Source organism: Mesorhizobium sp. M7A.F.Ca.CA.004.12.1.1 (assembly GCF_003997835.1).
Lineage (GTDB): Bacteria > Pseudomonadota > Alphaproteobacteria > Rhizobiales > Rhizobiaceae > Mesorhizobium.
In genome coordinates, this window is the sequence record NZ_RZRK01000001.1 from 1 (window position 1) to 24,616 (window position 24,616).

Here is a 24,616-nt window from a genome sequence, read left to right on the forward strand (position 1 = left end):
AGCTGATCATGGAGGCCGGCTTCCCGGCCGGCGTCGTCAATGTCGTGACCGGCACCGGCGCCGTGGCGGGGGACGCGCTGACCCGGCACCCTGGCATCGCGAAATTCGTCTTCACCGGTTCGACGGCGACGGGCCGGCGGATTGCCGCCAATGCGGCTGAGAACCTCATCCCCTGTTCGATGGAACTCGGCGGCAAGTCGCCACATGTCGTCTTCGACGACGTCGACATCGACCATGCCGTCAACGGCGTCGTGTCCGGTGTGTTCGCGGCGGCTGGGCAGACCTGCGTCGCCGGTTCGCGCTGTTTCGTCGAGGCCAGCGTCTACGATCGGTTCGTCGAGGCGCTGGTCGAACGCACGCGGCGCGTGCGGGTCGGGCTGCCGATGCTGGAGGAAACCGACGTCGGACCGCTGGCGCTGTCGGTGCAACTCGCCAAGGTAGAAGGCTACGTCGCCTCGGGCGTGCGCCAGGGCGCGCGGATTGCGGCCGGCGGCAAGCGGCCGCAGGCGGATGAGCTTGCAGGCGGCTGGTACTTCGAGCCGACCGTGATGACCGATGCCGACAACGGCATGGACTTCATGCAGGAGGAACTATTCGGTCCTGTCGTCGGCGTCATCCCGTTCTCGTCGGAAGACCAGATGATCCGTCTCGCCAACGACACCCGCTATGGCCTCGCCTCCGGCATCTGGACCCGGGACATCAACCGCGCGCTGCGTTTCGCCAGGAATGTTGAAGCCGGCACCGTCTGGATCAACACCTACCGCGCCTCGTCCTTCATGTCCGCCAATGGCGGCTTCAAGGAGAGCGGCTACGGGCGGCGCGGCGGCTTCGACGCCATGGAGGAGTTCTCGCGCCTGAAGAACGTCGTCATCGACTACTCGGGCGCGATGCAGGACCCCTTCATTATCCGCCTTCGCTGACCAAACCGACGCACTGGGGAGACCGACATGAAATTCGCCGTTTCGCTGACCATGGAACGCTTCTCGCCCGACATGCCGATGTCGAAGGTGAAGAGCAATCTCCTCGAGTTGGCGCGCCTGGCCGACGAAGGTGGCTTCGAGACGCTGTGGACGGCCGAGCATCACACGATCGAATGCACGATCTCGCCCAACCCCCTGATGACGCTGACCTGGCTTGCCCAGCATACCGAGCAGATCCGCCTCGGCACCTCGACGCTGGTCGCGCCCTACTGGAGCCCGATCCGGTTGGCAGGGGAGGCGGCACTTTGTGATCACCTGACCGGCGGGCGGCTGGAGTTCGGCATCGCGCGCGGTTCTTACCAATATGAGTTTGACCGCATGGCCGGCGGCATGCCGCAGCAGGAAGGCGTTGCCTATCTGAAGGAGCTGGTGCCGGCGGTGAAGAAGCTGTGGGCACAGGATTATGCCCATGACGGCGATTACTGGAAGTTCCCACTCGCCGCCGGCGTGCCGAAGCCGCTGCAGAAGCCGCATCCGCCGATCTGGGTGGCCGCGCGAGACCCGGGAACCTTCGACTGGGCGGTCGGCATCGGCGCTTCGATCCTGTCGACGCCCTTGTCGGCGCCGGCGGCCGAGATCGCCGTGCTCGGCGAGAAATTCCGCAAGGCCGTCGCCGATCATCCAGAGGTGCCGCGCCCGCGCCTGATGATGCAGCGGCGCACCTGCGTCTACGAACGAGCGCAGGACTGGGAGATCGCGGTCGGGCATGCCATTGACTATGGCCGCGCGTTCGAGAACCTGTTCCAGAACATCGGCACCGTGCAAAACGGCTTTCCCGAAGCTATCCCCTACGAGAGAGTCAAGGGCAAAGACAATTACAATCCCGAGAACATCCGTCGCAACCTGATGTTCGGCACGCCCGACGAGGTGATCGAGAAGCTGCTCGACTATGAAGCCGCGGGCGTTGACCAGTACTGCCTCGGCCTGACGTTCAACCTGCCGTTCGAGCTGCAGAAGAAGACGATCAAGCTGTGGGTCGACGAGGTGATGCCGGTCTTCGCCGCGCGCGAGCGCGACAGGGCGCGCCAGGCGGCGAGGGCGTGACTATGGCGCGCTCCGGCCAGCTCGATGTCGATGGCGTGCTGCTCAACTGGCGCCTTGAGGGTGAGGGTGGGTTGCCGCTGGTCTGCATCCATGGAGTCGGCTCCTATCTCGAAGCCTGGAGTGGCGTGGCGGGCCAACTGAAAGATCGCTTCTCGGTTCTCACCTTCGACCTGCGCGGCCATGGCCGCTCCAGCCGGATCAAGGGCCGTTACGAGATCGACGATTTCGTCAAGGAAACGCTGGCGCTGGCCGACCATGTCGGGTTTGCCACCTTCCATGTGGCCGGGTTTTCACTGGGTGGCCTGATCGCACAGCGCCTGTCGCTGACCCATGCCGAGCGCCTGAAAAAACTGGTGTTGCTGTCGACGGTCGCCGGCCGCACGCCCGAGGAACGGCACGCGGTGCGTGGCCGGCTGGCGGCGCTGATGGCGAGCGATGCCTCAGTGCATCATGAAGCCTCGCTGTCGCGCTGGCTGACGGAGGATTTTCAGGACAGCAACCCGGAGACCATCGCCGAGTTGCGCCGGCGTGACGCTGAAAACGACCGCGACTGCTATGCGGCCGCCTATCGCGTTCTGGCCGAGACCGATTTCGGCGGCATTCTCGACCGCATCACCTGCCCGACGCTGATCGTGACCGGGGAGGACGATCAGGGCTCCAGCCCGCGGATGGCACGGCTGATGCACGAACAGGTGCAAGGGTCGCAACTCGCCATCCTGCCCGGACTTCGTCATTCGATCCTGATCGAGGCGCCGGCTCGGGTTGCCACGCTGATGGGCGATTTCCTGATGGACGCTGACCGCGGGAAAGGGGGGCGGCGCCGATGAATAGCAGCCTTCGCGATGCGAAAGCCAACGCCGGACACCAGGGGCTGCACGACACCTCGCAGGGAGCGGGCCGGGACCTTCCCTGTGATCGGGGGAATGGCGACGGCAAACATCCTCCGCCACATCGGAAGACCGGACCGGCCGCGACGTCGCTAAATCCGCGGGCCTTTGGGAGAGGACGCCGACCAGGTCGGCACGAAATTGCGACGTCACGACCGGCTGAACGGAAGTGACTGCAAGGAACTGAACAACAACAGGGGAATACGGATATGACATTCTGGAACAGACCACAGCTGACGTTGGCCGCGATGGCGCTTGCGCTTGGCGCATATCCTGCTCACGCAGGCGCGGTGCTCGACCGCGTTGTGGCGGCCGGCACGCTCAAGGTGGCGACCGATGCCAACTGGGCGCCGCAGTCCTTCGTGAATTCCAGCAACGAGCTGGACGGCTTCGATGTCGACGTCGCCAAGGCGATCGGCAAGCACCTCGGCGTCAAGGTCGAGTTCATCACGCCCGGCTGGGACATCATCACCGCCGGCCATTGGGCGGGGCGCTGGGACATGCATGCCGGCTCGATGACGCCGACCAAGAAACGCGCCGAGATCTTCGATTTTCCGGCGGTCTACTATTACACGCCGGCGGCCGTTGCCGTGCACAAGGACAGCAAGGCCAAGACGCTGGCAGATCTCGACGGCAAGGTGGTCGGCGCCACCAGCACCTCCACCTTCGAGGCCTATGCCAAGAAGGATCTGACGCTCGACGCCGCCGGCGCGCCGCCATTCGAGTACAAGCTCAACCCGAAGGAGGTCCGCTCCTACGAGAATTCGACGACCGCCTTTGACGACCTCCGCCTCGGCGACGGCGTGCGCCTGGACGCGGTGGTCTCTTCACTGCCGTCGATCCTCGACGCCGAGAAGGCCGGTTACCCGATCAAGCAGCTGGGCGACCCAGTATTTTACGAGCCGCTGGCGATCGCCACCGAACGCGGCGATCCCGAACTCTCCGCCAAGATCGGCGACGCCGTGAAAGCGATGAAGGAGGATGGCACGCTGAGCAAGCTTTCCGAAAAGTGGTACGGGCAGGATTACTCGAAGACCAACTAGCCCCCTTAAAAGGCGCCTGCCCCCCGGGCAGGCCGCCGAACAGCCGGTGCTCAAAGATGCTTTATCCGGATACCGTCGAAGCCGAAGTCCTCGTCCACAAACCCTGGTTCGTGGCTACGATGTTCGGCGTCGTTCTGCTTCTCTTCATGGCTTTCAACATGTCGAGCACCAGCTTTGCCGAACTGATGCGCCCCGTGATCGGCGAACCGTCGGTGAGTGGCTTCTACGGCCGCTTTGCCATTGCTTTCGCCATAGCGGTGATCTTCACCTTGAATGTCGTGTTGATCGGCTTCGCGCCGCTCAAGTTCCAGATCGGCATCGTATGGCTCGAACTGCTGCTCCTGTTTGTTGGCTTCTTCGAGACGTTCCATCTCAGCTTGCCCTTTATCAGAGAGAAACTGCCGTTCCTGATCAGCCAGGGCGTTGTCACCACGCTCTACGTCTCGGCGATTTCCATCGTCATCGCTTCGGTCATCGCGGTGGCGGGAGCGGTCGCCAAGCTCTCCAACAATGGCTTCGCCTACGCCATCGCCAGCTTCTACACCTCCTTCTTTCGCGGCCTGCCCCTGCTGATGCAGGTCTATCTGATCTATCTCGGGCTGCCGCAGCTCGGCTTTGTCATTGATGCGGTTCCGGCCGGCATCCTGGCGCTATCGCTCTGCTACGGCGCCTACATGACCGAGATCTTCCGCTCCGGCATCCAGAGCATCGATCGCGGCCAGTGGGAGGCGTCGCGCTCCATGGGCTTCGGCTTCACGCTGACCATGCGTCGCATCATCCTGCCGCAGGCATTGCCGGTCATCATTCCGCCAACGGGCAACCAGTTCATCTCGATGCTGAAGGATTCCTCGCTGGTCTCGGTCATCGGCGTGTGGGAGCTGATGTTCCTGGCGCGCACCCTCGGACAGAAGACCTTCCAGCACATGGAGATGCTGATCTCGGCAGCGATGATCTACTGGATGCTGTCGATCTGCCTCGAACTGGTCCAATCGCGGATCGAACGGCATTACCACAGGAGCAAGGTGCGATGAGCGCCCCCGCCATCATTGAAGCCAAGTCCGTTTCCAAATGGTATGGCCAATTCCAGGCGCTGAAGGACATCAACCTGATCGTCCACAAGGGCGAGCGGATCGTGATCTGCGGGCCCTCGGGTTCCGGCAAATCAACCCTCATCCGCTGCTTCAATCGCCTGGAGGCGCATCAAGAGGGCGACATTGTCGTCAACGGCGTTGCCTTACATGGCAAGATGACCAACGTTGCCGCCGTGCGTTCCAACGTCGGCATGGTCTTCCAGCACTTCAACCTGTTTCCGCACATGACGGTGCTGATGAACTGCATGGCCGGCCCAATGTGGGTGAAGGGCGTATCGGAAAAGCAGGCGCGCAAGACCGCGCTGAAGTTCCTCGAGCGGGTCCGCATTCCCGAACAGGCGAACAAGTTCCCCATCCAGCTGTCCGGCGGACAGCAGCAGCGCGTGGCGATTGCCCGCAGCCTGTGCATGGAACCGGCTGTCATGCTGTTCGATGAGCCGACCTCCGCACTCGATCCGGAAATGGTCTCCGAGGTGCTAGAGACGATGACGGGATTGGCTCGGGACGGCATGACCATGGTGTGTGTAACACATGAGATGGGTTTTGCTCGTGCGGTTGCCGACCGGGTGATCTTCATGGACGCTGGGCAGATCGTCGAGGAGGGCACGCCCGACGGGTTTTTCGGCCACCCTTGCCATGATCGAACCAAGTTGTTCCTCAGCCAGATACTAAAGCATTAAACTTCCAGAAAAAAATGCGTGGATGCGCTGGACGAACGGCCCGTGCCTTTCCTCGACCAGCAACGCGCCGGCTGCCGCGGTTTCACCACGCCATTTTTCCTGTCCGTTTCTTCCTTTGCGCGCTTCAACGATTTCTCGGCACGTTTGACGCACAACCTTGAACTGCCAAGTTCGAAATCCAGAATTTCAGCCATCGTTCCCCTTCCTATGCGGTTGCGGTCCCTTCGGCTGATAATTACGGCTGTTCTGTTTGGTTCCGGCCAATCGCGACCCGGCTCCAGATTTTACAGGAGCCAGGCCGATCTGGTCCTGCCGATTTAAATCTCTCCGGCAATGGGCTTGAGCGCATCTTCTGTCGCAGGCTCCAGCGGGGCGCGGCAACGTTCCGGAGCAAAGCGGCGCGCCGAAGGACGATCTGAAATCCGCCCCGGGACATATCCGCGATGCGATCGACCGCGCTTTCAAGCTTTCGCGCGATAGATAGGCGCGCCGATGATCATGGAAACCTTCGACCATGTTCACTCCGAGGAGGTTTCAAGTTGTTTGGGGAATGACATGTGCCGGCCAAGTGGCCTATCTCACGCATCGCCAGCACCTATGCGATTGCCAAGACGGCTGTGCCGGCGTGACGGTCCACGAACTCGAATAGCGATCCTGGGGACCGCTGGATGTCGCAAATTGCGCCGTTCGCAACGTCGCGGCGGAGGTAGGTCCGGTTTGAGTCGAAAGCTTCGGTTGCGGTCGAATGAGCAACCGCCCTATGTGCATGCGTCATGACCATCGGATCGATCTTTGAATGAGCAAATTAGCCACAAGGCGCGCATTGCTGCTCCTCAATCCAAAGGCGCGGCGCGGCCAAGAGCTGATCGCCCCGATTGTGGAGCGGCTGGAGCGCGGCCGGCTTTCTGTCGCTGTCGAAAAGTTCGAGGCGTTGCCGGAGATCGCTCGTGACATCGTTCGCTTACGCCAAACGGCCGACCTTGTGGTCGTGTGCGGTGGCGATGGTTCGGTGTCGGCGGCGGCGATGGCTGTAGTGGAAAGCAGCCTGCCGATGGGCATTATTCCTATGGGAACGGCTAATGACCTCGCTCGCACACTCGACATCCCTATGGATCTTCTGCAGGCCGCTGACGTGATCGCGCAGGGCCGACTCCGGCAGATCGATATCGGCACGGTCAATGGCAATGCCTTCTTCAACGTTGCGAGTATCGGACTCAGCACTGAACTGGCGAAGGGTCTGGATCCCACTTTGAAGAAGCGTTTCGGCAGGCTCGGCTATGCGCTGGCGGCGATGAAAGTGTTGACGCGGGCCACGCGGTTCCACGCGAAGATTGTTGAGAAAGGCACGTCGACCGACGTCGAAACCTACCAAATTGCGGTGGGAAACGGTCGTCATTACGGCGGCGGCAACGTGGTGGAAGAGACGGCCGAGATCGATGACGGACATCTCGATCTTTATAGCTTGGAAATGACGAACCTTTGGAAGCTGGCGCTGATGCTCCGCTCCTTCCGGTCTGGAAGGCATGGCGCCTGGCGAGAGGTGCGCACGGCTAGGTGCGTCGAGTTCGACATCGAGACGGAGAAGCCGATGCCGGTCAACACCGATGGTGAGATCGTCACCTCGACACCAGGCCATTTCAAGGTCCATCCAAAGGCGATCTCGGTCTTTGCGCCTCCGCCCGTGGGCATTCGACGTCGCACAGAAGGAGCATTCGGTGCGGACCTTTGATTTGTCGGGCGACCATCCCGGTGTCAAGGCTGCGCGATAGCTCGTCCGGCCGCCGAGGCACGCATGATATCGTGTTCTCGACGCGCTTCAAAGGTGCCTTCCCATCGCCGCTCGAATATTAGCAACCTCTTGACGACCGCCGACCGCGCTCCAGAATCTCTCAAATGGCGCGGGAACAGACTGGCATCGATTTTGGCCACGAGGTGAGGGTGGGCGGCGTCACCCGTCTGGAACTGCTCGACGACGATGAAGATGGCAAGGCCACGGTCGGCGGTTTGGTCACGGCCGAAGCTGGCCCCCATCAGGGCATGGGAACGCGCCCCGCCGGTGCTCGGCGATGAAAAAAGCCAGGACTGACAATCTCCTCACGGCCATCAAAAGCCCCGGCCATGCGCTGTCGATGAAGGATCCAGCGCATGTCGAGATTTTCCCCGACTACATAATCAACAAGCGCCACATGGTAGCGGCAGCGGTGGTGGCAGTCCCGCTCCTGTTCGGTTTCACTGGCCTTGCTATTCGTTATGCCGCTGTTGCTTCAACGTTGGCAGAACCAGGCTTCGAGTCTTATGCTCGTGCGCTCTGCCGATGGGATTGCCACTGGTATCTGGATATTTCCGAACGCGGCTACGAGCGCTTTCCCATCCCAAACCAAAGCAACGTCGGACGATGGGGCTTCTTTCCATTCTATCCGATGCTGGTAGCGGTGATCCGGGCGATTTTCCCCTTCGCCACGATACTGGTCGCGACGATCACTTCGATTGCATGCAGCTACGCCGCGTGTCTGGTGGCATGGCCGCTGTTGGAGAAGAACATGCGGGCCTATGTACTGTACTGCGCTTTTCTGCTTAGCGGCCCGTTCTCCTTCCACTTCACAACTTTCCTTTCCGAACCTCTTTTCGTGCTCCTGACCTCGATTGTCTTCCTGGCACTCAAACGCTCCAGCTATGCCGTCGCTGGCATCTCGTCAGCGCTCCTTTCGGCAACGAGGCTCGTTGGGGTCCTTGTCGTCTTTGCGACCGTCATTCAAATGTTCCAGCAGCATCGAGAACGGGGCGGCTCACCACTCTCCTTTCCGCGTTGGGTGCTCGGTCGACCGGATCTGCTCGTCGCTATCTTTATCTCGCCTGCCGGCTTGTTTGCCTACATCCTGTTTTTGTATGTCACTGTCGGTGACGGCTTTGCGTTTCTGCACGTCCAACGCGCCTTTGGACGAGTGGCTGGGAACCCGCTCCTGTTTCTATGGGACGGGCTCTCAGCATTTCCCAAGACCGGGTGGCTGCCCACGGCGCCGCAATGGAGTGCGCTCGCAGCGATCATCGGGCTGGCGCTATCAGTCGTGCTGGTGGCTCGCAAGCAATATGGCGCTGGGGTCTTCTGCGCGATCTGCATTCTCGTGCCATTGATAACGAATCTGGCCTCCATGGTCAGATACGTCATTGGGCTGGCGCCTCTGATAATGTTGATGGCCGTCCTGTTGTCGGCGTCGAAACTGATCTGGCTCGCCGCTTTGGTTCTCTTCCTGGTCGCCTGCTATTTCATGACGGCGGCATGGATTGGAGGCTACCTTGCTTTGGTCTGACACCCTCAATCCCCGTGGACGCGCCATCTCGCTTGGCGCTTACGCGCTCGCCGCGGTTCTGGCCGTGTCCGAACTCGCCATCCTTGCGCTGGCTCTCCATCCGACTGTCCACGCCGACTATCGTGCCTATTACATCGACCGCACGACGACATGCCTCAACCGCGATGCCATTGGCAGCTACTCACTCGGCCAGACAGTGTCCTTCCGGTCCGATGGCGCCAAACGGGCAGCCGGCATGAAAGTTTGTGGCTGGTCGGGGCCGGTAGCCGACGGCACGCATTCACTGGGCGAGACCTCGCGGCTTCGCCTGCAGATACCGCCGCTTCGCGACGGTCTCAAGGCAACGCTACAAATGGCCGCTGTCATTCGTCCGCCACAGACGACGCAGAGGGTAATAATCTCGGTGCATGGCGTGTCCGTGCATAAGGTCACACTGTCGGGCAAGCAACCGATGACCGTCTCGTTCGTCATTCCGCATGCAGCTTTTTCGAACGCCAGCACGTTCGAAATGACCTTTGACTATCTCGACGGGATCCCGCCCAGCCAGGCCGCCAGCGACATTTACAAGCGCTCCATCAAATTGGTGTCGTTTCGACTGGACGCCATTTAGAGCATTATTGCCTCTGGCGGGAGCGATTGCCGTGCCGACCGGGAATGCGTCCGGCAAAAACCCACCGGTCAAGCACGAAGAAATTGATGCCGGGGACAAGCAAGCACGTAATCAGCACGGGAATGATGAGCGGCAAGCCCAGCTTTACCGTCAGCAACGCCGGCGCCCCATAGGCAATGGCCAAGCCTGTTGCCCCCAGCAGGAGAAAACGCGGAGCTTCAGTTCGATGCGATCGGCCCGACACGAACGTCAGGGATTTGTGAGCCAGATACGAAAACAGGGTGGCTGCGGCATATGCCCCAAGCGAGGCATGGATGGGCGTTAAACCGAGCCACTCCGATTTGGAAAAAGCAGCAACCAAAGCGGCATACAGAAGTGTGGCAGCGATGCCGACCAGGCCGAAGCGTGCCAGTAGCTTCAGGGAGTCGTCGCCGGCAGGCCGATGCTCATGCATGCGCACTACACGCATACTGTGCCCCCAGCGGCAGGGGGGCGAGCGCGCGTTCGACTTTTCGGGCCAAGGACCTGCCCGACGGCAGCAGCAGGAAGTGCTCGGATCGGATGTTGCTGAAGCCTGCTTCTTGAAGGAGGGACGCTGTTTTGGCTGCGCTGAGCAGCACCGCGTCATGGTCGAAGGGACACCGGAACACAGCCAGACGCGTCAGCGGGTTATAGGGATTGTGCTCGATGATGCAGGCGACACCGCCCGGGCGCACGACGCGCCGCATCTCGCGCATGAACCCGAGCCAGGAAGCTGGCGGTACATGATGGACGACGCAGCTGGCGAAGGCCAGATCAAAGACCCCATTGTCGTATGGCAGGTTCAGGCTGGTGCAGGCCCTGTATGTGACGCTCGGATTTTCCTGCCTCGCACGCAGGATCGATTCCTGCGAGATGTCACAGCCGTCCAGGCACTCGAAGGCGCCTTTGAGATAGGGATGGAGCACACCTACGCCGCAGCCGACATCAAGCACCCGTACTTCCGAGCCGGCATGACGAAGCCCCCGCTCGATCACAACGCGTCGCAGCAACTCGGCCTTCGCCATGAGAAAGAAGTCGTGCTTAAGCCCTGAAAAGCGGATCGATCCCTGGACCGTCTCACCATAATTGAATCTATAGCTGTCGAAGGGTTCGGACATTGGCCGGGACTCCAATCCGGGATTTTCGAGGCGAGCGGCGGCTCTTGCCCGGGACGGCAGACATCGGCCGGTCGAAGCCGGTGAGGCGATCGATCACGTAAAGCGGGCGCCGTTTTACTTCGGCGTGGATGCTGCCGACATACAATCCGACCACGCCGGTCATGAAGAGGTTGATGCCGCACAGGAGCGACACGATCATCACGGTGGATGTCCAGCCGGCAACAATGCCGGTTTCAAAGGCCCAGGCGTAGATGGCGTAGGCACCAAAGGCTACGGCCAGCGCAGAAATGGCCAAGCCACCCCAGAGCGCCAGGCGCAGCGGCTGCTCCGAGAAACTGACGATGGCGTGCACAGCAAGATGCACCATCTTCCAGAATGGGTATTTGGTCTGGCCATGGGCTCGTGCCGGGCGCTCGAAAGACACCGACGCCTGCTTGAACCCCATCCAGCCAAACATGCCCCTGACGAAGCGATCCTGTTCGGGCATCTGCCTGAAAGTTCTCAGCGCTTTCGGACCGACCAACCGGAAATCTCCAACGTCGCGCGGAATGTCAACGGTCGTCATCCTTTCCAGCAAGCGATAGAAGAGACTTGCCGTGAAGCGCTTGAACCAGGATTCGCCCTCGCGTTTAACGCGCCGGGCATAGACAATTTCGAAACCTTCCTTCCACTTCGCCACCAGATCGAGAACCACCTCGGGTGGGTCTTGGAGATCGGCATCCATGACGATGACGGCATCCCCCTGGGCGGCGTCCATACCGGCTGTGATTGCTATCTGGTGCCCAAAATTGCGGGAAAGCTCGATCAGCCGAAAACGAGGCTCGGCGGCGACCACACGCCGAAGGTAAGTGACGCTGCCATCGCGGCTTCCGTCATCGACGAAAATAGCCTCTGTCTCACCGTCCAGCTGGTGGATTAGCAACCTGATCCGCTCGATCAGACGAGGCAGCACTTGTTCCTCGTTGTATATCGGCAGAACCAGCGAGTAGCGCAGCGACACGTTCGCTCTCATCCCGGCACTTTGGATTACAGAGGCCTCCATGCCGATCAAATGAAACGCCAGCCTCAAAGTTCCATAAGGCATTACTAATTTAATTTGTTGTTGTAGGCGGGTGGCGAGCTGTTCGTTCTGAACGGCTTCGGTCTGATTTGGCATGGGATATCGTTTCGCGCGCCGGCGGAGCAATGCGCTGTTTCGCAATCATTGTCGGGCAAGTGGCCGCCTTACCAGCTCTTGTCAGCGCGTCGGCGCGCGATAATTTTTGAGGGGAAGGGACTTCGACCAAAGGAGCCGACGATGGAACACCAAACTTTAAGCCAACTGCAGACAATTGCAGAAGTAGAACCCCTGTCGACATACCCGATCATGACCCGGCAACAGCGCATTGAGCGCTGGGCAGAATTGCTGGAACAACATCCCGAGCGACGCCTGACAGCGCTTACCGGCACTGAGCATCTGAAGCGGGAAGCTCGCGACGCAGCGCGCGGTGAGGGCTCGCCAATTACAGTGGCCTTCGAGGACCCGCTACTGCGTGCGTTAGGCCTGAAGGATGACACCTATGGGGCAGCAAAGCGCTTCTTCGAACTGTCTGACGGGGAGTTGCACGACATCGTCTGCAGTTGCCATGTCGGAACCACGTTCAGAGGGCAGTGGGCTGCCGCCAGAGTCCGCCGGTCAATCGGAGGGAACAGGTTTCTTAAGTGGCTTAGAGAGAGAATGTGGCACTGAGGTCGCCAAGGACGGCGATTGAAGCTCGTTTCAAGCGAGGTGGATGAACGATTGGGGCGCCAGTGGAGCGCCGTGTTGACGACGGGGGTCGGCGCCGTCCCACGGCTGTGCAGACGGGTGGGGCGCTCCTCGGTCCCAGTTTACTCGCGGTGCGTTCCAGCATGGCTGCAATACTCCAGGGGCAGGATTCTGGAATCCTGTTTGCGGCTAGCATCACCACGTGAAGACATCGATCGTTCGCCATCTGCTGCGCTAACCTCAATCTCGGCGGCGCCTGGCCTGTATGGCAGCAAAGGTGACTGGGCGAAAATCCCAGGCGTCGACGCCGACGTCGTGCTGGCGCGTCATTGGCTTCAGCCGGCCATGAGAATGGCCGTGCAGGTTTATCGATTTCTTGCCGATCTTGTTCCAGGTGCGGAACGGGTAGTGGCAAAGAACCAAGAAACTGCCCTCGACAGTTAGCTCCTTGTAGTGTTGCACGCTAGCCCAAGCCGAAGCGCGGAGCGTTACCATGCCGTCGTTGTTGCCGATGATCAGGTGTTTGGTGCCGTGGAGGCAGGACAGCAGCGAAGACACTGTCTCGGCCGATCCCTTGGCGAAGTCGCCGAGGTGCCAAACCTCGTCATTTGGAGCAACAGTCTCGTTCCAAAGTTCAGTCAGTGCCTGGTCGTGCGCCACCAATGAACTGAAGGGGCGGGGGTCGAGCCGCAGAATGCGGGGATCGTTGAAATGCGTGTCGGAGGTGAAGAAGATCATGCGCCGCCGCTGGCTGAGATGAGCGCTCGACGATCGCTTTTAAGTTCGGTTGCCGGAGCGGCTTTTGGGTCCATCATCGATCCTGATTTGGGCTTCCCTGAGCATCTTGAGTGCCTCTTCCTTGGTGAGGCCGCACTTGCGCGCAAAGTAGAGAGCTTCGATCGCCTTTTCACGATCTGTGGCTTCTGTGTGCTGTTTAAGCTTTTCACATCGTTCTCTATCACCTTTTGATGCCACCGAACCATCACGGTGCCGGGTTGTTCCCATCCATCGGATCTGCTGACCTGCGGAGCGCCGCTGCCTGATGTCGCCGATAAACGAGATCCCGAGACCTGTAGCAGGCATCAGCTTGGTCGTTTCTATGTGGCCCGTCTGGGAGGCACTGTCGGAGCTCTAAAGTTGCCGAACGCTTTGCGGCGGTTGCTTTTGGCTACGAGCGGGCGCGGCAGGCATCTACTGCCGAAGGCGGCTCGAGCTCGCGGAGGAACCATGCATCGCGCTTTTTGAATCGCAGTCTGAAGACCCAACCGCGATCACCTGGTGCGCCCGACGGTAGGACAGCGAGAAGCCTTGCCTCTGCCTTTGCAAGGTTGCCATGGCGATCCGGAACCTCGAGGCATGTGGAGAGTTGTCCAGCAGCCCAGCGGAGATCCAAGGGCGCCATCAGATGCCAATCCCGGCGTCGCCGCGCAGCCGAAACGCTCTAGCAAGCCGGCAACTCCATCACCGGCACGGCACAAGGCCTCCGGAGCAGGATTATCTATCGACGGGCTCCCAATGGTATGAAGGACAATGGCCCATGAACGTCGCCAACCTGCAATTGGAAGGTTTGCTTATGGCGGTCGCGGCCGTCAATAACGCCTTGGTCCGCAGAGGCCTTCTCTCGGTCGATGATATCGACACGGCGTTGAAAAACGCGGAAGCCTCCTTCACGGTTGATGAGCGCCTCTTCGAGGATATGTCGCCGGCTAACCGCGACGCAGTGTGTTTCCCTTTGCGGCTTTTGCGGCTGGCTAACACCGAGCAGTTCGAAGCGAGTGTGCCACCGTTTTCCGAGCTGGCCAGGCAGGTGGGGATCACCAAGGAGCCTAATAACGACCAGATGTGAGGGAGGAAGGTCGACCTGCGCGGGTGGCCTCGAAAGACGTGATGAACGATGACCCTGTAGATTCGCTCGCCAACGCAATTCGGCATCGCAGCGCAATTCTGTTTGTTGGGGCAGGGGTTTCGATCAGCGTTGGATTACCCTCCTGGGAGAAGCTGATAGAGCGAATGGCAAAGGAGCTCGGCGTCGACGACGAATTTTCCACGCGACGCGATCGTTTTCAAACCCTGGCCGAGTACTATCGCATCAAGCATGGCAGCATCGGGCCACTTCGCAGTTGGATGGACAGAAACTGGTCCGTCCCCAAGGACCGGATCGAGAAATCCGAGTTGCATCGTCTCATCGTGAGGCTCGACTTCCCTGTCATCTACACAACTAACTATGATCGGAATCTGGAACTGGCTTATGAGATATACGGTCGGGACTACGTGAAAGTGGCCAATGCACGCGATGTGGCGCAGGCCCGCCAAGGCATTACCCACATCGTCAAGTTCCATGGTGATTTCGACGAGGATTCGTCCCTCGTCCTCACCGAAACGGACTACCTCGATCGTCTCTCCTTCAATTCTCCGCTGGACGTGCGTTTTCGCTCGGATGCGCTCGGCAGCACGATCCTCTTCATTGGCTATAGCCTTTCCGACCCAAACATTCGGTTGCTGCTGCACCGTCTCTGGCAGACGTGGCATCGGTCCGGCTATGAGAAAGATCGCCCGCCCTCGTTCATCTTCATGACCAGCCGAAACCCTGTGGAGGAGGCCGTGCTTGGACGTTGGGGCATTTCGGTCGTGGTCGGCGAAATCGACGAGCCGCAAGCTGCTTTGGTGGACTTCCTCAGCCGGCTGGCGGAGATGGTTGGGGATGGGGAACTGTCGCCAAAAAGTGGGCGATAGCAACATCCGTATGATGGGCAGTTCGGCGGGCTCTCAAGGAGCGGCACATGGCAGAGAATTCCGTCCGGAATTTCAAGTTCAATTGGCCTCAAGGATACTATCGCGGCACGGAGAGCTAATCGGAAAACTTACTCACGCACTGCCTACTTTGAAGTGCCTTTCAGCGGTAACGGCTTACCTCGATGCGCCTTGCGCCGAGCTTCGGCGCAAGGCGCGAGCTTGTTTAGCGATACGCTACCGGCTGATCAACGCTTGGCGTTTTCACTCTCCGAGTCGGCCCGCGCCAGGAACTGCTCGGTTGTCGTTGGAATATGGCTTTTCAACCAGTCCGCCATTGCGACTTCCTCACGCAGGTTCTCTTCGCAGACCTGGGCGACCTCTGCTTCACGCAGCGATTTGGCAGCGGCGATAAGGATTGTGTAGGAGGCGATTTCCATGTGCTCGAACGTGTAGCTTGCAAGCGATCCTTTCATCACTTCGTCACCGGCGAAGACACCGCTGAGCGACTGCGCCATTGCCGTCAGCTTGCCGCCGGCATCCTTCAGTGTGGAAGATCCTTGTCCGATGCGGTCGAGACAGGTTTCCAGCCGAGCAGCCTGCTGCCTGGTCTCCTGGACGTGCTGGCGAATCCGTTCGCTGAGCTCAGGATAGTTCTCAATTCGGTTCAACTGCCCATTCAACATGGTCTCGGCCTGCTCTTCCATGGCGTGAGCATCCCTGAGCCATTGGACAAGCCATTCGCGCGATTCTGACATTTCATATCTCCGTCATGGGTCGGCCAGAACTTTCAAAGGGAGATATTGTTCCTCATCGGTTGAACCGCGGAGTCAGCCTGTATCGCGAGCCTTGCTGGTCGGCGCTGCAATCAGGCTCTTGGCACCAGGAGAGAATATCGCGGTGCGGGCACTGCCGCTGTGTCTCAGCTGGCAAACGCATTTCTGCAGAAATGACCGGACCTGCTGCCTGTCGCGGGTTCGGCGACGGATGGATCTCTGTTTCGCGTCGGCTCGTATTCTGATGCCCGCGCTGCCATGTAGGGCTATGCTGTATCTCTCCCGAGCGGCTTGGCATTTTACGGTTCACTTGCGAAATCTACCCGTAGCTGATGCGCTCCAGGGTCGAGGCATGTTCACCTGCGGAGATCTTATCGCACGAAGGGATCGCAATGGAACGTCAGGGCATTTCGGAGGTTGGTAAGGAAGTTTCGCAGCTAAGGAAACGAGCCATGACTTCTTCAGACAATTCTTCAGCTGGCATATCACCACGCCCCGAAAAATCGGACAGCCGGACCTCGTCTAAGCCGGCGACACCGTCACCGGCCGCAGAGAAAGTCTCCGGAGCAGGCCCTGCGATGGCCGAGCATTCGAAAGACGCCAAGGCGCCCAGAGGCGGTCGTCAGCCTGGGGCATATGTCAAGGATTAGACGGCCGAGCTGTTGAGTTTCGGCTGCCCGCTACAGTCGAAGGAGGTTCCTATGCAGATGATGGGAATTTTCGTCAGCCGAGACCAGGCTTCGATCGTGGAATTTCGAGCGATCGTCTGACGAGTTGTCGCCGCGCAGACGAATTATCGGGATCATCAGCCAAGCCCACCATGAGCATACCCCATGGGAAAGTGAAGGCGTGGCGGAACCGCCGCGCTTAATCCGGCGGAGGAGTTATCCGGTGAACGCGACCAAAGAGTTTTTTGAAACCTGGCTGCAGGAGAATGTCGGCACTCTTGCTGGCAAAGAGGATGTGAGCTTCGCCGTGCTGGCCCAGCAATTCGAGCAGGACGCCGAAGCGGCCGGTTATGGTCGCGAGGTGCGTGAGGACGAGCTCGGAAACATTGAACATGCGATCGAGCAAGCGCTAAAGAACGCCCGAAGTGACGTGCAGGGTGGCGCCGATGGCCAACCCAGCGATGCGACAGCCCTCATGGATGCGCTGGAGGTCGAAGATGCCAAAAGTGGGCCGTAGGCTTTACCAGATTAGCTCTATTCGTTTGTCGAAGTTGCCGGGGTAGTCCTATGGAGCAGTTTCGCAAGGACATGGCCGCCTTGGCAGAGCCAGCTTTCTGGGTGACGATAGGCTTGCTTCTGGTTCCGTATGCGCTTGGAACCGTGCTCCTCGTTTTGACCTGCGGCTGCCTGTAGGTTGACTGCAGAGACCCCCGGTAGTGGTTCAACGACCCTAGGGCCGAATTCTATGCAATACCGAGCTTATAACGTTTCCGTGGGGTCCCTTGCTCCAGCAAAGTGTGAACGATCGCGTCGCGAGAAAAGTTCATCGTCGACACCAGGCTCTTTGCGAGAGGGGAGAAGGCCGCCGTTCATGTTCAGGCGCCGACGCTATCTGTGCTCTCATAGTTCCAGCTACGGCCCCCTATCACAGTGCTCCGATCACACTTAGCATCCGCGCGTTCCTTACATCGAAAATAGCCCTGCAGCTTGCGAGTTGCCTTGGAACACTTGTGTCATATCGAAGTTCGGCCCCCTAGGAGAACCAAGATGGCCATGACACAAGCTGCCAACGACAACCAGCCGGGCGAGAAACCGGAACATGCAACCGAAACGTCACTCAAAGCGGCAATAGACCAGTTTAGGGCGGGACGCAGGTGCAAAATGGCACTACGGGCGACAAGAATCGGGGCGAGGCACTGAGATGCCGCGGATCAATCATGACGGTCGCAACGAGAATACCACATCCGCTGCAGCACTCATTATCGACAAGGAACGTGCTGAGCGCGCCGCCAAGACGGCGCGGTTGAAGGAGGCTCGCCTCGCACAAGCCATCACGCCCGGTCCCAGCCAACGCAAGCCGCGTGTCACCAAAAAGGTTCGCAGGATTTTTGTTGCTGGCTAGGAGGTGTCCGTGACTCGCAATCACGACAAGGAAAGATACGACCGCGCCAAACGTATCAGCCAAGAGATGCTGGACGCTGAACGAGCCGAACGCGCCGAGAAGACGGCGCGGCTGAGACAAGCAAGGCTTGCACAGCATCCGGTGAAATCACCGCCGGCGCAGCCGCGAATGCATCGCAAACCCATCCCGGCTCTCAAAAAGAGAAGCCGTAAGGTGATTGAATTCTTTTAGGCTCTCTCGCTCGCCTGCAGCACCATGCAGGAACACCGTCCGGACTTAACAGGCCTGGCGGCAGGGGCTTTCACGACTTGCTCCAGCTCGATCCGTACACATGCTGCCCTTTGTTGGTTCATCCCCCTGCAGTTGGTGAATCCGGCGCCATGTTCGAACTTGCATAAGTTAATGACCTCTTCCCAGAAACGAGTCATGCATGGGCTCGCCGCCCAGCATCTGCGGCCTTGATTTAAGTCGAGTCAAAGGGGCGTACATGACCTACGACACCGCCAGTGATCAACCTATCTATCCTGAAGGGTTGAGATTGCTGGAATCGGTCCTCAAGAAGCTTTGCGGGGAAGCAGAGATTCAACTGATCTCTTACAACGCCGAGCAGATTGCGGCCGAGCTCATAAAATTATTCCAGAGTGGCATGAAAGACGAAACGGTTCTGCTGGTCGTCATGCGGGCGCGGCTGCGAAAAAGGCCGGTCTTGGCGGTCGGCTAGTCTCTCTCACCGTCATTCCACGATCCACGGCTCAGCGTTCGATGGCGACTTGGCGAGCGTCTTAAGCGTACGATGCCGCGCGATCTCGCGGAGACTTCTGCATCTCTGGAACCTCGCCATCGTTAGAGCTGCGAGCGTAGCCTGCTGGCAAAGTAGTCGGTGACCTTTTCGCTTAGTGGACGCGCTTGCCATTCTTCCAGACTGACTGGCCTTGATCGTTTCAGGTCCTCGTTGAAGATGTCTATTTGCGTTCGCGCGAATTCCATGCCGTAGACGTTCAGGGTGGCCTCGTCATTGAGGCGCAGGGAACGCTCATCCAAATTGGCCGAGCCAACGCTCACCCAGACCTCATCGACGATCAAGAGCTTCGGGTGGTACATTGTGGGTTGAAACTCAAAAATGCGCACACCGGCTTTGAGCAATTCGCCCCAGAAATAACGTGAACCCTTTCGCACTATGGGCACATCCGTCAGCCAATTGGGAACGATGACATCGACCGAGACGCCTCGCTTCCTTGCATCAAGAATCTGCTGCAGGGCTATGTCGTCGGGCACGAAGTAGGCCATGCCGATGCGCAGATGATCCTTGGCCGCGGCTATTGCTGCCAACATCATCAACTCCATGTTCTCCGAGCCGTTTGGCTGCGAAGAAAGTATCAACTGGGCATCGATCCCACCAGCGGGCGCAACTGCAGGGTAGAACTTCCCGCCCTGCAATGTCTCGCCGGTCGTCTCAAGCCAGTTTTCCGCGAACGCCGCTTGGAATGCGGACACGGCGGGTCCTTCGATCCGGTAGTGCGTGTCGCGCCATTCATTCGAGTTGCGTGCGTTCCCGCGCCAATTATCGGCAATGCCGACGCCGCCAGTGAATGCTATCCGGCCATCGACGATCAGCAGTTTGCGATGGGTTCGGTTGTTTACTCGGTCCAACGTATACCAGCGTAAAGGCCGATAGCGTTCGAATCTCACACCGGCAGTGGTCATGATGTGGATCAAGTCCTCGTCGAAGGGAAGGCTGCCAACCCAGTCGACGTTCACACGGACTTCCACGCCTTCGCTGGCCTTCGCCGCCAATGCGATCGCGAACTCGTAGCCGATGGCTCCTGACCAATAAATATATGTTTCCATGTCGACGCTGGATCGAGCCGCCCCGATTGCTTGCAGCATTGACGGAAATATTTCGTCTCCGTTGATGAGAGTTTGGACCGCATTGGAATCGAACATCTGCCCTTGCGAATAGCTGCTCATCGTCTTGGAAAATTGGGGATCCGTAGCGTCGAAACGATGGGGAACGATTGATCGTAGAACGCGCGGCTCTGGAGTAAGATTTATGATCAACACCGTGAGCAGGCTGGTCATGGTGGCGATGGCCAGATAGATGAGCACCTTTCGCCAAAGCTCAATGCCGGAGGTCTTCTTGCGGGCGCCTGACGCCACGGAACCGAGAGGCTGCACGTCAATCGCCCCGCTGCTGGCGATGGCGATGCTTTTCGATCTCCTCGGGCTCTTCATCATCGATCCGCGTGATGTTTGAAGCCGCGTGATCTGACCGCAGAATCTCGTCAAGCTTGGCGTGGATCGCTTGAGTGTCGCGGTGCTCCGCGCGCTGGATGAACAGCGTCATCGCCCAAGTAAACAATGTTGCGGCTCCGTGCCAATCCAAGCTCTGTCGCTCGAAGATCATCCAAAGGATGGCGTAAGCCAACAAGACCAGGAATGCAGCGGGACGGGAGGTCAATGTGCCAATTGAGGTAAGCACGCTTGTGACCGAATGATTTGCCATTCCAAAGAACTCGCGGCAGTGCCCCTGGTTCCCACGAGGCATCATACCGCCCCGCCGTGATTCAACAAAAGGTACAGTTGAGCAGCGCGCGTTTTCCAGGTGTCCTGCATCGACCTTCACATGTCATGGTCTCGCAGCGAGCACGGTCTCGATTTGGATAGTCTCGCAGCGGTGGGTTCAGCAATTCGCTCATATCGGAGACGTGGCGATTCGGATTCGGCCGCTTCGGCCCCAGCGATTGCTGGCGAGAAAAAGGCAAGCAGTCGCTTGGTAAGTTCCGCTGCACGTTGTTCCCCATCAATCGCGCCGGTTACGAGTTGGTGGACGTTTTGCTGTTCTGAGCTTGCGCCGCACAAGGACCGAGCCGCCGATGATGACGGCTGGCATATTGTTGCGCGATGCCATGGTGAGCTGTCCGACACCATCTCCTGTGTCCGACGCGGGTGCTCTTCTGCTTCCTTCGGCAACTTCGTCTATGTCACGTTGTTCAGCATGAGTGTCAGCAGCATGAACGATCTCGTGAGTTGCCCCATTTTGCCCGCGGTTTGGTCGGACTAAATAATGCGGCCAGTCGCGAAGAGTTATAGGCGTTGGAGTATAGGGCTTCGCCATCAACATCCTTGCGCGAAGGTTAAGCGATGAATGGGCCATATGGCGATTTTCATGCATGAACACCGGCCGAGTGCATCATAGTTTAATGACAATTGGTGGGCTGCCCCGCATAAAGCCGTGGTCAGCGGCTGTGTAACGGGTTTCGCTGCTTGGGAGCGACGATCGCACTCTCGCCCATTCGGAGGAGCCTGATGCTTAATCGAACCATCCGCATGCACACGGACGCTCTCTACCCCAGTGACCTGAACATCCTTCGCGCGGCATTTGACGCGCTGTGCCAGGAATTTGCTATTTTGCCTGACACGGCGGCCGCCTATGCCGTGGCCAGAGAGCTGATCAGGCTATTCCAAACAGGAATGACCGAAGCGGCCACGCTGATGATTGCCGTGCGAGCACGTTGGCGGGACGATTGGGAGATGGCAGGCAGCAACGCTGCCTGACGGTAGATGGTGATGCGCACACCACCCGCTGCATCCTTTTCGACACCGCCGCGTTGACCATCAAACCTGCCAGAAATGGCCGATCCGCTGGCACGTGACTGGAGCAACCGATGCCGAAATTTCGCTTCGAGTTTATCGAAGGCATGTCGCAGCCAGCAATCTTTGCCGATATGGCTGATCGAGACGAGGCTATCAGAGAGGCCAAGCGCGCTGCCAAGGAGGCCATGCTCGACGGAATTGTCGATGGCGTGGACCCGACCAGTTGGGTGACGAAGGTTTATGATGAGGCAGGCTATCTCGTCGCTACTCTCGGATTCCAGGATCTGGTCGCCGCGCCCAAGGATACGGAAGAGCTCAAGGAAACAGAGGAGCCTGGCGTCTTGCGATCGGGTTGAAGCCTGATTTCTACGCTGTTGCCATCGAGTCAGATGTCCCGAGACCGCCCTTTGAACATCGCACGAACGAAATCGTTCGCCGTTAACGCGCCGCACTATGCACAACAGCCACGTCAGCCGACCGACCGCCGAGACCGAAGATGTCCTGATCGTTGGAGGCGGGCCGGCGGGATTGACCGCCGCTCAATATCTTGCGCGTTTTCGCCATCGCGTGCTGGTGATCGATGCCGGCGATCCTCGTGCCGCCTTGATCCCAACGAGCCATAACTGTCCTGGCTTTCCCGAAGGGATAAGTGGAGCCGATATTCTGGATCGCCTTCGACGTCACGCCACCTTGTATGGAGCCACTCTGGTTGAGGGGCAGGTCTACTCCCTCGCCCCTGCCTATCGGGGGTTCGTCGCTGAGACCTCGATCGGCGCAATCCGGACACGCAAGGTGTTTATGGCGACAGGGATCACCGACACGACACCTGTCATTCCGCGTCTACGCGAAGCAATTGCCGCAGGTGTGGTTCGACTCTGCCCTGTATGCGACGGGTATGAGGCGATCGACCAGAAGATTGCGGTCGTCGGGCACGACGAGAGAGCCTTTAAAGAGGCTATTTTCCTCAGTCGGTTTACACCACTTATAACGGTGCTTGGAAGCGACGCATCCGACTTTTCGCCCAGCACTCGTCGTGCCGCGAGGGCAAGAGGCATAGTCATCGGTGACGCTCTCGACACACTCTGCCCGACAGCAGACGGTTGCGAGGCGATTTTGAAAGATGGGACGTCATCCCGCTTCGATGCCATTTATCTGGCACTGGGGTGCAAGGTACATTCTCAACTCGCCGAGGTGGTAGGCGCAAGATGTTGTGAAGAGGGCTATGTCACAGTCGACGAGCATCAGCAGACTTCCATCCAAGGCATGTACGCCATTGGTGACGTTGTCAAAGCGTTGAACCAGATAGCCGTCGCTTTTGGACAGGCTGCCATTGCCGCGTCGCATGCCCATAGAGAGCTTGAGAGCGCCGAGCGGACTGGATTTGCGGATCAGCCTTCTCAACGAACATGAAGACCACGCGGCTGATCGAGCTCTTGGCTGCCTTGATGGCGCGTGCCAACATCTCGACGGCCGACAAGGAGTTGCCGTAACTGGCCGAGAATGTCGATCCCGAAAGGTCATGATACTCCCACCGACAGTTTACAGCCGCGGAACATTCCCTGCGGTAAGAGGTTTGGCTGCAGGCCTACAATCCTTTCTCATTGTCTGGGCCTCGAGGCTGTCGATGCAGCTTCGGCCCGTCTCGGCTTTGTCTGGGGCGGGCTTTCGTGGCTCTGGCAACTCGGCGCGCCAAGCCATTCTTTCTGTCCAAGATCATAACTGCCATTCTCAACTTTAAACGCACAGCAAGCCCAGAAATTCCCGTCAAGGAAGAGGCTTTCCGGATATGGTTGAAGGAGATCACACGTAGACCGGTAAAAGGCCGTTGCTGGCTCGGGCTGGGCCTTTTTGTTTAGTGTCCGAAAAACGCGCGGAACATTCTTTCTTGTCTAGCGTTAGCGCGCGCCGGACGACCCGTTCTGCGATCTCTTGCTGGCCGGCGTCAGAGGCTGCAACCACAGCTTCAGCCCGCCTCGGCCCCCTCTAGAGACGGTGGCGCACGGGAGCTGAGATGCGATGCATAGAGACGCCTTCACCCCATCAGAACTTGCCCTGCTCAGTCGCGTCTTTGCACGCAGCAAAATTAAAAACGAAACCGCAACAGAGGGAACGGCGCGCATCACGCATTCTGGCTTACTACCAGGCGGGAATCACGGATGAGGATGAGCTGGAACAGCTTTCTCGCCAACCGCTGGGAAGGTGACGACTAGTCTTCCTTCTTCAGAGCTTCCGCCTCGTCTTTGAGCTTCGGCCAATCGGCTCCATGCTTGCGAAGCAGCGTTCGGGCCTGCTCGGGGTCAATTTCCGTGACCTCGACAAGATGTTCGACCTCAAGCTCCTGGCCTTTCGCAACCCGGCTTGCTTCATTCGCTTTTCTTTGCACGTCGACACCCACCCACTGCTGAGACAACATGAACGAGCGCTGAGAATGCGCGTTCCAGAACTTCATACAAAAATACGCGACACCGATAAAAAATCGGTTGGATGGGCCATGTATGAGACTGTGAATTGCCGATTTCTTCGTGTGGGAGAACCCGAACTTGTTCGTCGGTCGAAATGGCGGCGTCTTCGGGCGATAGTCCGATCACGCGGCGTTCCTCGCCGCTCATGCCATTCGATGTGCCGGCACTCGGCAGCATTCTGACGTAGCAAGTCAGGCACGTTATCTCATCAACTTGATCTGAAGCGAGATGCTCAGCCGCAGAATCCTGTCGCCGTTTTCGTTCCGCACTTCAACAAATACTTGCTGCCCGTCCACCTCGGTAAGCACATCTCTCGTAAGGTCGATAAGGCCCTCGAAGCCCGCGCGGCGCACCTCCTCCAGACCGGCACATTCGATGCCGATTTCGTCCTCGATGACCACATCGTGATCGCCACTATCAAAGAAAAATCGTGCCATCCGAGAGCTTCCGTCACC

31 protein-coding genes are annotated in these 24,616 nt (G+C 59.0%); 19 read left to right on the forward strand and 12 right to left on the reverse strand.

Features of this window, described 5'->3' with window-relative positions; translation table 11 throughout:
• The 6 genes from EN984_RS00005 to EN984_RS00030 form a co-directional block, all read left to right on the forward strand.
• A partial coding sequence (locus EN984_RS00005; protein WP_127383604.1) for an aldehyde dehydrogenase family protein occupies positions 1-920 on the forward strand: 920 nt, incomplete at its 5' end.
• 27 nt (positions 921-947) lie between these two features.
• Positions 948-2,024 carry an LLM class flavin-dependent oxidoreductase gene (locus EN984_RS00010; RefSeq protein ID WP_127270402.1) on the forward strand — a complete coding sequence of 359 codons (1,077 nt, stop codon included), beginning with the start codon at positions 948-950 and terminating at the stop codon, positions 2,022-2,024.
• 2 nt (positions 2,025-2,026) lie between these two features.
• The gene (locus tag EN984_RS00015) at positions 2,027-2,851 is read left to right on the forward strand and encodes an alpha/beta hydrolase (RefSeq protein WP_127270407.1); all 825 of its coding nucleotides are present in this window, start codon (positions 2,027-2,029) and stop codon (positions 2,849-2,851) included.
• A 269-nt stretch (positions 2,852-3,120) separates the two neighbouring features.
• On the forward strand, positions 3,121-3,954 hold the full coding sequence (locus tag EN984_RS00020) for a transporter substrate-binding domain-containing protein (RefSeq protein ID WP_127270403.1): 834 nt from the start codon (positions 3,121-3,123) through the stop codon (positions 3,952-3,954).
• A 56-nt stretch (positions 3,955-4,010) separates the two neighbouring features.
• The gene (locus EN984_RS00025; RefSeq protein WP_127266450.1) at positions 4,011-4,985 is read left to right on the forward strand and encodes an amino acid ABC transporter permease; all 975 of its coding nucleotides are present in this window, start codon (positions 4,011-4,013) and stop codon (positions 4,983-4,985) included.
• Positions 4,982-5,725: an amino acid ABC transporter ATP-binding protein gene (locus EN984_RS00030; RefSeq protein ID WP_127266451.1), complete on the forward strand. Its 744-nt coding sequence runs from the start codon at positions 4,982-4,984 to the stop codon at positions 5,723-5,725. Before EN984_RS00025 ends, EN984_RS00030 begins: the two co-directional genes overlap by 4 nt.
• Here EN984_RS00030 and EN984_RS00035 read toward each other — a convergent pair.
• Positions 5,722-5,919 carry a hypothetical protein gene (locus EN984_RS00035; protein ID WP_127266452.1) on the reverse strand — a complete coding sequence of 66 codons (198 nt, stop codon included), beginning with the start codon at positions 5,917-5,919 and terminating at the stop codon, positions 5,722-5,724. The genes EN984_RS00030 and EN984_RS00035 overlap by 4 nt on opposite strands.
• 602 nt (positions 5,920-6,521) lie before the next feature.
• On the opposite strand from EN984_RS00035, the gene EN984_RS00040 reads away from it, so the two are divergent.
• Positions 6,522-7,454, forward strand: a complete 933-nt coding sequence (locus EN984_RS00040) for a lipid kinase (protein WP_127266453.1) — start codon at positions 6,522-6,524, stop codon at positions 7,452-7,454.
• A 23-nt stretch (positions 7,455-7,477) separates the two neighbouring features.
• On the opposite strand, the gene EN984_RS38055 is transcribed toward EN984_RS00040, so the two are convergent.
• Positions 7,478-7,756 carry a hypothetical protein gene (locus tag EN984_RS38055; RefSeq protein WP_206517390.1) on the reverse strand — a complete coding sequence of 93 codons (279 nt, stop codon included), beginning with the start codon at positions 7,754-7,756 and terminating at the stop codon, positions 7,478-7,480.
• A gap of 35 nt (positions 7,757-7,791) precedes the next feature.
• Between EN984_RS38055 and EN984_RS00050 the strand changes: the two genes are divergently transcribed.
• Together EN984_RS00050 and EN984_RS00055 are read left to right on the forward strand one after the other, a co-directional pair.
• Positions 7,792-9,033, forward strand: coding sequence for a hypothetical protein (locus tag EN984_RS00050; RefSeq protein ID WP_127266455.1), 1,242 nt, complete (start codon positions 7,792-7,794; stop codon positions 9,031-9,033).
• Positions 9,020-9,643 (forward strand): hypothetical protein, encoded by a 624-nt coding sequence (locus EN984_RS00055; RefSeq protein WP_127266456.1) that lies wholly within the window; start codon positions 9,020-9,022, stop codon positions 9,641-9,643. Before EN984_RS00050 ends, EN984_RS00055 begins: the two co-directional genes overlap by 14 nt.
• Positions 9,644-9,647: 4 nt before the next feature.
• Here EN984_RS00055 and EN984_RS00060 read toward each other — a convergent pair whose 3' ends face one another.
• The 3 genes from EN984_RS00060 to EN984_RS00070 are packed head-to-tail and all read right to left on the reverse strand — an operon-like array spanning position 9,648 to position 11,794.
• A complete protein-coding gene (locus tag EN984_RS00060; RefSeq protein ID WP_127266457.1) occupies positions 9,648-10,112 on the reverse strand; it encodes a GtrA family protein in 465 nt (154 codons plus the stop codon).
• Complete coding sequence (locus tag EN984_RS00065; protein WP_127266458.1) at positions 10,090-10,782, reverse strand: class I SAM-dependent methyltransferase; 693 nt, start codon at positions 10,780-10,782, stop codon at positions 10,090-10,092. Before EN984_RS00065 ends, EN984_RS00060 begins: the two co-directional genes overlap by 23 nt.
• Positions 10,757-11,794, reverse strand: coding sequence for a glycosyltransferase family 2 protein (locus tag EN984_RS00070; RefSeq protein WP_127372400.1), 1,038 nt, complete (start codon positions 11,792-11,794; stop codon positions 10,757-10,759). Before EN984_RS00070 ends, EN984_RS00065 begins: the two co-directional genes overlap by 26 nt.
• Before the next feature lie 285 nt (positions 11,795-12,079).
• Here EN984_RS00070 and EN984_RS00075 point away from each other — a divergent pair, with 285 nt between their 5' ends.
• Positions 12,080-12,511, forward strand: a complete 432-nt coding sequence (locus tag EN984_RS00075; RefSeq protein WP_127266459.1) for a hypothetical protein — start codon at positions 12,080-12,082, stop codon at positions 12,509-12,511.
• 258 nt (positions 12,512-12,769) lie between these two features.
• On the opposite strand, the gene EN984_RS00080 is transcribed toward EN984_RS00075, so the two are convergent.
• Positions 12,770-13,267, reverse strand: coding sequence for a metallophosphoesterase family protein (locus EN984_RS00080; RefSeq protein WP_127266460.1), 498 nt, complete (start codon positions 13,265-13,267; stop codon positions 12,770-12,772).
• Positions 13,268-13,306: 39 nt separating this feature from the next.
• Positions 13,307-13,612, reverse strand: coding sequence for a hypothetical protein (locus EN984_RS00085; RefSeq protein ID WP_236383244.1), 306 nt, complete (start codon positions 13,610-13,612; stop codon positions 13,307-13,309).
• 454 nt (positions 13,613-14,066) lie between these two features.
• On the opposite strand from EN984_RS00085, the gene EN984_RS00090 reads away from it, so the two are divergent.
• Positions 14,067-14,375 (forward strand): hypothetical protein, encoded by a 309-nt coding sequence (locus tag EN984_RS00090; RefSeq protein WP_127266462.1) that lies wholly within the window; start codon positions 14,067-14,069, stop codon positions 14,373-14,375.
• 41 nt (positions 14,376-14,416) lie between these two features.
• Positions 14,417-15,262, forward strand: coding sequence for an SIR2 family protein (locus tag EN984_RS00095; protein WP_127266463.1), 846 nt, complete (start codon positions 14,417-14,419; stop codon positions 15,260-15,262).
• A 245-nt stretch (positions 15,263-15,507) separates the two neighbouring features.
• Here EN984_RS00095 and EN984_RS00100 read toward each other — a convergent pair whose 3' ends face one another.
• A complete protein-coding gene (locus tag EN984_RS00100) occupies positions 15,508-16,017 on the reverse strand; it encodes a DUF892 family protein (protein WP_127266464.1) in 510 nt (169 codons plus the stop codon).
• Between the two features lie 909 nt (positions 16,018-16,926).
• Between EN984_RS00100 and EN984_RS00110 the strand changes: the two genes are divergently transcribed.
• The 4 genes from EN984_RS00110 (at position 16,927) to EN984_RS00130 (ending at position 18,826) form a co-directional block, all read left to right on the forward strand.
• Entirely contained in the window at positions 16,927-17,220 is a 294-nt protein-coding gene (locus EN984_RS00110) for a DUF768 domain-containing protein (RefSeq protein WP_127266465.1), read from the forward strand.
• Positions 17,221-17,904: 684 nt separating this feature from the next.
• Positions 17,905-18,105, forward strand: coding sequence for a hypothetical protein (locus tag EN984_RS00120; protein ID WP_127266466.1), 201 nt, complete (start codon positions 17,905-17,907; stop codon positions 18,103-18,105).
• Between the two features lie 9 nt (positions 18,106-18,114).
• Positions 18,115-18,336: a hypothetical protein gene (locus EN984_RS00125; protein WP_127266467.1), complete on the forward strand. Its 222-nt coding sequence runs from the start codon at positions 18,115-18,117 to the stop codon at positions 18,334-18,336.
• 256 nt (positions 18,337-18,592) lie between these two features.
• Entirely contained in the window at positions 18,593-18,826 is a 234-nt protein-coding gene (locus tag EN984_RS00130; RefSeq protein WP_127266468.1) for a hypothetical protein, read from the forward strand.
• Between the two features lie 122 nt (positions 18,827-18,948).
• Here the strand turns inward: EN984_RS00130 and EN984_RS00135 are convergent, their stop codons facing one another.
• Positions 18,949-20,340 (reverse strand): phospholipase D-like domain-containing protein, encoded by a 1,392-nt coding sequence (locus EN984_RS00135; protein WP_236383246.1) that lies wholly within the window; start codon positions 20,338-20,340, stop codon positions 18,949-18,951.
• Positions 20,282-20,728 carry a low affinity iron permease family protein gene (locus EN984_RS00140; RefSeq protein WP_306663753.1) on the reverse strand — a complete coding sequence of 149 codons (447 nt, stop codon included), beginning with the start codon at positions 20,726-20,728 and terminating at the stop codon, positions 20,282-20,284. The genes EN984_RS00135 and EN984_RS00140 overlap by 59 nt, the downstream gene beginning before the upstream one ends.
• Positions 20,729-21,411: 683 nt before the next feature.
• Between EN984_RS00140 and EN984_RS00150 the strand changes: the two genes are divergently transcribed.
• The 3 genes from EN984_RS00150 to EN984_RS00160 all read left to right on the forward strand — a co-directional run bounded on the left by EN984_RS00150 (position 21,412) and on the right by EN984_RS00160 (position 23,109).
• Positions 21,412-21,660, forward strand: coding sequence for a hypothetical protein (locus tag EN984_RS00150; RefSeq protein ID WP_127266469.1), 249 nt, complete (start codon positions 21,412-21,414; stop codon positions 21,658-21,660).
• Positions 21,661-21,770: 110 nt separating this feature from the next.
• A complete protein-coding gene (locus EN984_RS00155) occupies positions 21,771-22,055 on the forward strand; it encodes a hypothetical protein (protein WP_127266470.1) in 285 nt (94 codons plus the stop codon).
• 97 nt (positions 22,056-22,152) lie between these two features.
• Entirely contained in the window at positions 22,153-23,109 is a 957-nt protein-coding gene (locus EN984_RS00160) for an NAD(P)/FAD-dependent oxidoreductase (protein ID WP_127266471.1), read from the forward strand.
• A gap of 796 nt (positions 23,110-23,905) precedes the next feature.
• Here EN984_RS00160 and EN984_RS00170 read toward each other — a convergent pair.
• Entirely contained in the window at positions 23,906-24,148 is a 243-nt protein-coding gene (locus EN984_RS00170; protein ID WP_164748697.1) for a hypothetical protein, read from the reverse strand.
• Between the two features lie 213 nt (positions 24,149-24,361).
• Positions 24,362-24,598, reverse strand: coding sequence for a hypothetical protein (locus EN984_RS00175; protein WP_127266472.1), 237 nt, complete (start codon positions 24,596-24,598; stop codon positions 24,362-24,364).
• Between the last annotated feature and the right edge of the window lie 18 nt (positions 24,599-24,616).

Bases quoted from the DNA above. Each gene is read 5' to 3' on its own strand.
- EN984_RS00020 (WP_127270403.1), top strand. From the start codon at position 3,121: ATGACATTCTGGAACAGACCACAGCTGACGTTGGCCGCGATGGCGCTT.
- EN984_RS00160 (WP_127266471.1), top strand. From the start codon at position 22,153: ATGCACAACAGCCACGTCAGCCGACCGACCGCCGAGACCGAAGATGTC.
- EN984_RS00175 (WP_127266472.1), bottom strand. From the start codon at position 24,598: ATGGCACGATTTTTCTTTGATAGTGGCGATCACGATGTGGTCATCGAG.
- EN984_RS00035 (WP_127266452.1), bottom strand. From the start codon at position 5,919: ATGGCTGAAATTCTGGATTTCGAACTTGGCAGTTCAAGGTTGTGCGTC.
- EN984_RS00155 (WP_127266470.1), top strand. From the start codon at position 21,771: ATGCCGAAATTTCGCTTCGAGTTTATCGAAGGCATGTCGCAGCCAGCA.
- EN984_RS00095 (WP_127266463.1), top strand. From the start codon at position 14,417: ATGAACGATGACCCTGTAGATTCGCTCGCCAACGCAATTCGGCATCGC.
- EN984_RS00050 (WP_127266455.1), top strand. From the start codon at position 7,792: ATGAAAAAAGCCAGGACTGACAATCTCCTCACGGCCATCAAAAGCCCC.
- EN984_RS00030 (WP_127266451.1), top strand. From the start codon at position 4,982: ATGAGCGCCCCCGCCATCATTGAAGCCAAGTCCGTTTCCAAATGGTAT.
- EN984_RS00015 (WP_127270407.1), top strand. From the start codon at position 2,027: ATGGCGCGCTCCGGCCAGCTCGATGTCGATGGCGTGCTGCTCAACTGG.
- EN984_RS00010 (WP_127270402.1), top strand. From the start codon at position 948: ATGAAATTCGCCGTTTCGCTGACCATGGAACGCTTCTCGCCCGACATG.
- EN984_RS00085 (WP_236383244.1), bottom strand. From the start codon at position 13,612: ATGCCTGCTACAGGTCTCGGGATCTCGTTTATCGGCGACATCAGGCAG.
- EN984_RS00090 (WP_127266462.1), top strand. From the start codon at position 14,067: ATGAACGTCGCCAACCTGCAATTGGAAGGTTTGCTTATGGCGGTCGCG.
- EN984_RS00070 (WP_127372400.1), bottom strand. From the start codon at position 11,794: ATGAGAGCGAACGTGTCGCTGCGCTACTCGCTGGTTCTGCCGATATAC.
- EN984_RS00075 (WP_127266459.1), top strand. From the start codon at position 12,080: ATGGAACACCAAACTTTAAGCCAACTGCAGACAATTGCAGAAGTAGAA.
- EN984_RS00120 (WP_127266466.1), top strand. From the start codon at position 17,905: ATGCCGCGGATCAATCATGACGGTCGCAACGAGAATACCACATCCGCT.
- EN984_RS38055 (WP_206517390.1), bottom strand. From the start codon at position 7,756: ATGGGGGCCAGCTTCGGCCGTGACCAAACCGCCGACCGTGGCCTTGCC.
- EN984_RS00130 (WP_127266468.1), top strand. From the start codon at position 18,593: ATGACCTACGACACCGCCAGTGATCAACCTATCTATCCTGAAGGGTTG.
- EN984_RS00080 (WP_127266460.1), bottom strand. From the start codon at position 13,267: ATGATCTTCTTCACCTCCGACACGCATTTCAACGATCCCCGCATTCTG.
- EN984_RS00025 (WP_127266450.1), top strand. From the start codon at position 4,011: ATGCTTTATCCGGATACCGTCGAAGCCGAAGTCCTCGTCCACAAACCC.
- EN984_RS00060 (WP_127266457.1), bottom strand. From the start codon at position 10,112: ATGCGTGTAGTGCGCATGCATGAGCATCGGCCTGCCGGCGACGACTCC.
- EN984_RS00135 (WP_236383246.1), bottom strand. From the start codon at position 20,340: ATGATGAAGAGCCCGAGGAGATCGAAAAGCATCGCCATCGCCAGCAGC.
- EN984_RS00040 (WP_127266453.1), top strand. From the start codon at position 6,522: ATGAGCAAATTAGCCACAAGGCGCGCATTGCTGCTCCTCAATCCAAAG.
- EN984_RS00100 (WP_127266464.1), bottom strand. From the start codon at position 16,017: ATGTCAGAATCGCGCGAATGGCTTGTCCAATGGCTCAGGGATGCTCAC.
- EN984_RS00065 (WP_127266458.1), bottom strand. From the start codon at position 10,782: ATGTCCGAACCCTTCGACAGCTATAGATTCAATTATGGTGAGACGGTC.
- EN984_RS00170 (WP_164748697.1), bottom strand. From the start codon at position 24,148: ATGAAGTTCTGGAACGCGCATTCTCAGCGCTCGTTCATGTTGTCTCAG.
- EN984_RS00150 (WP_127266469.1), top strand. From the start codon at position 21,412: ATGCTTAATCGAACCATCCGCATGCACACGGACGCTCTCTACCCCAGT.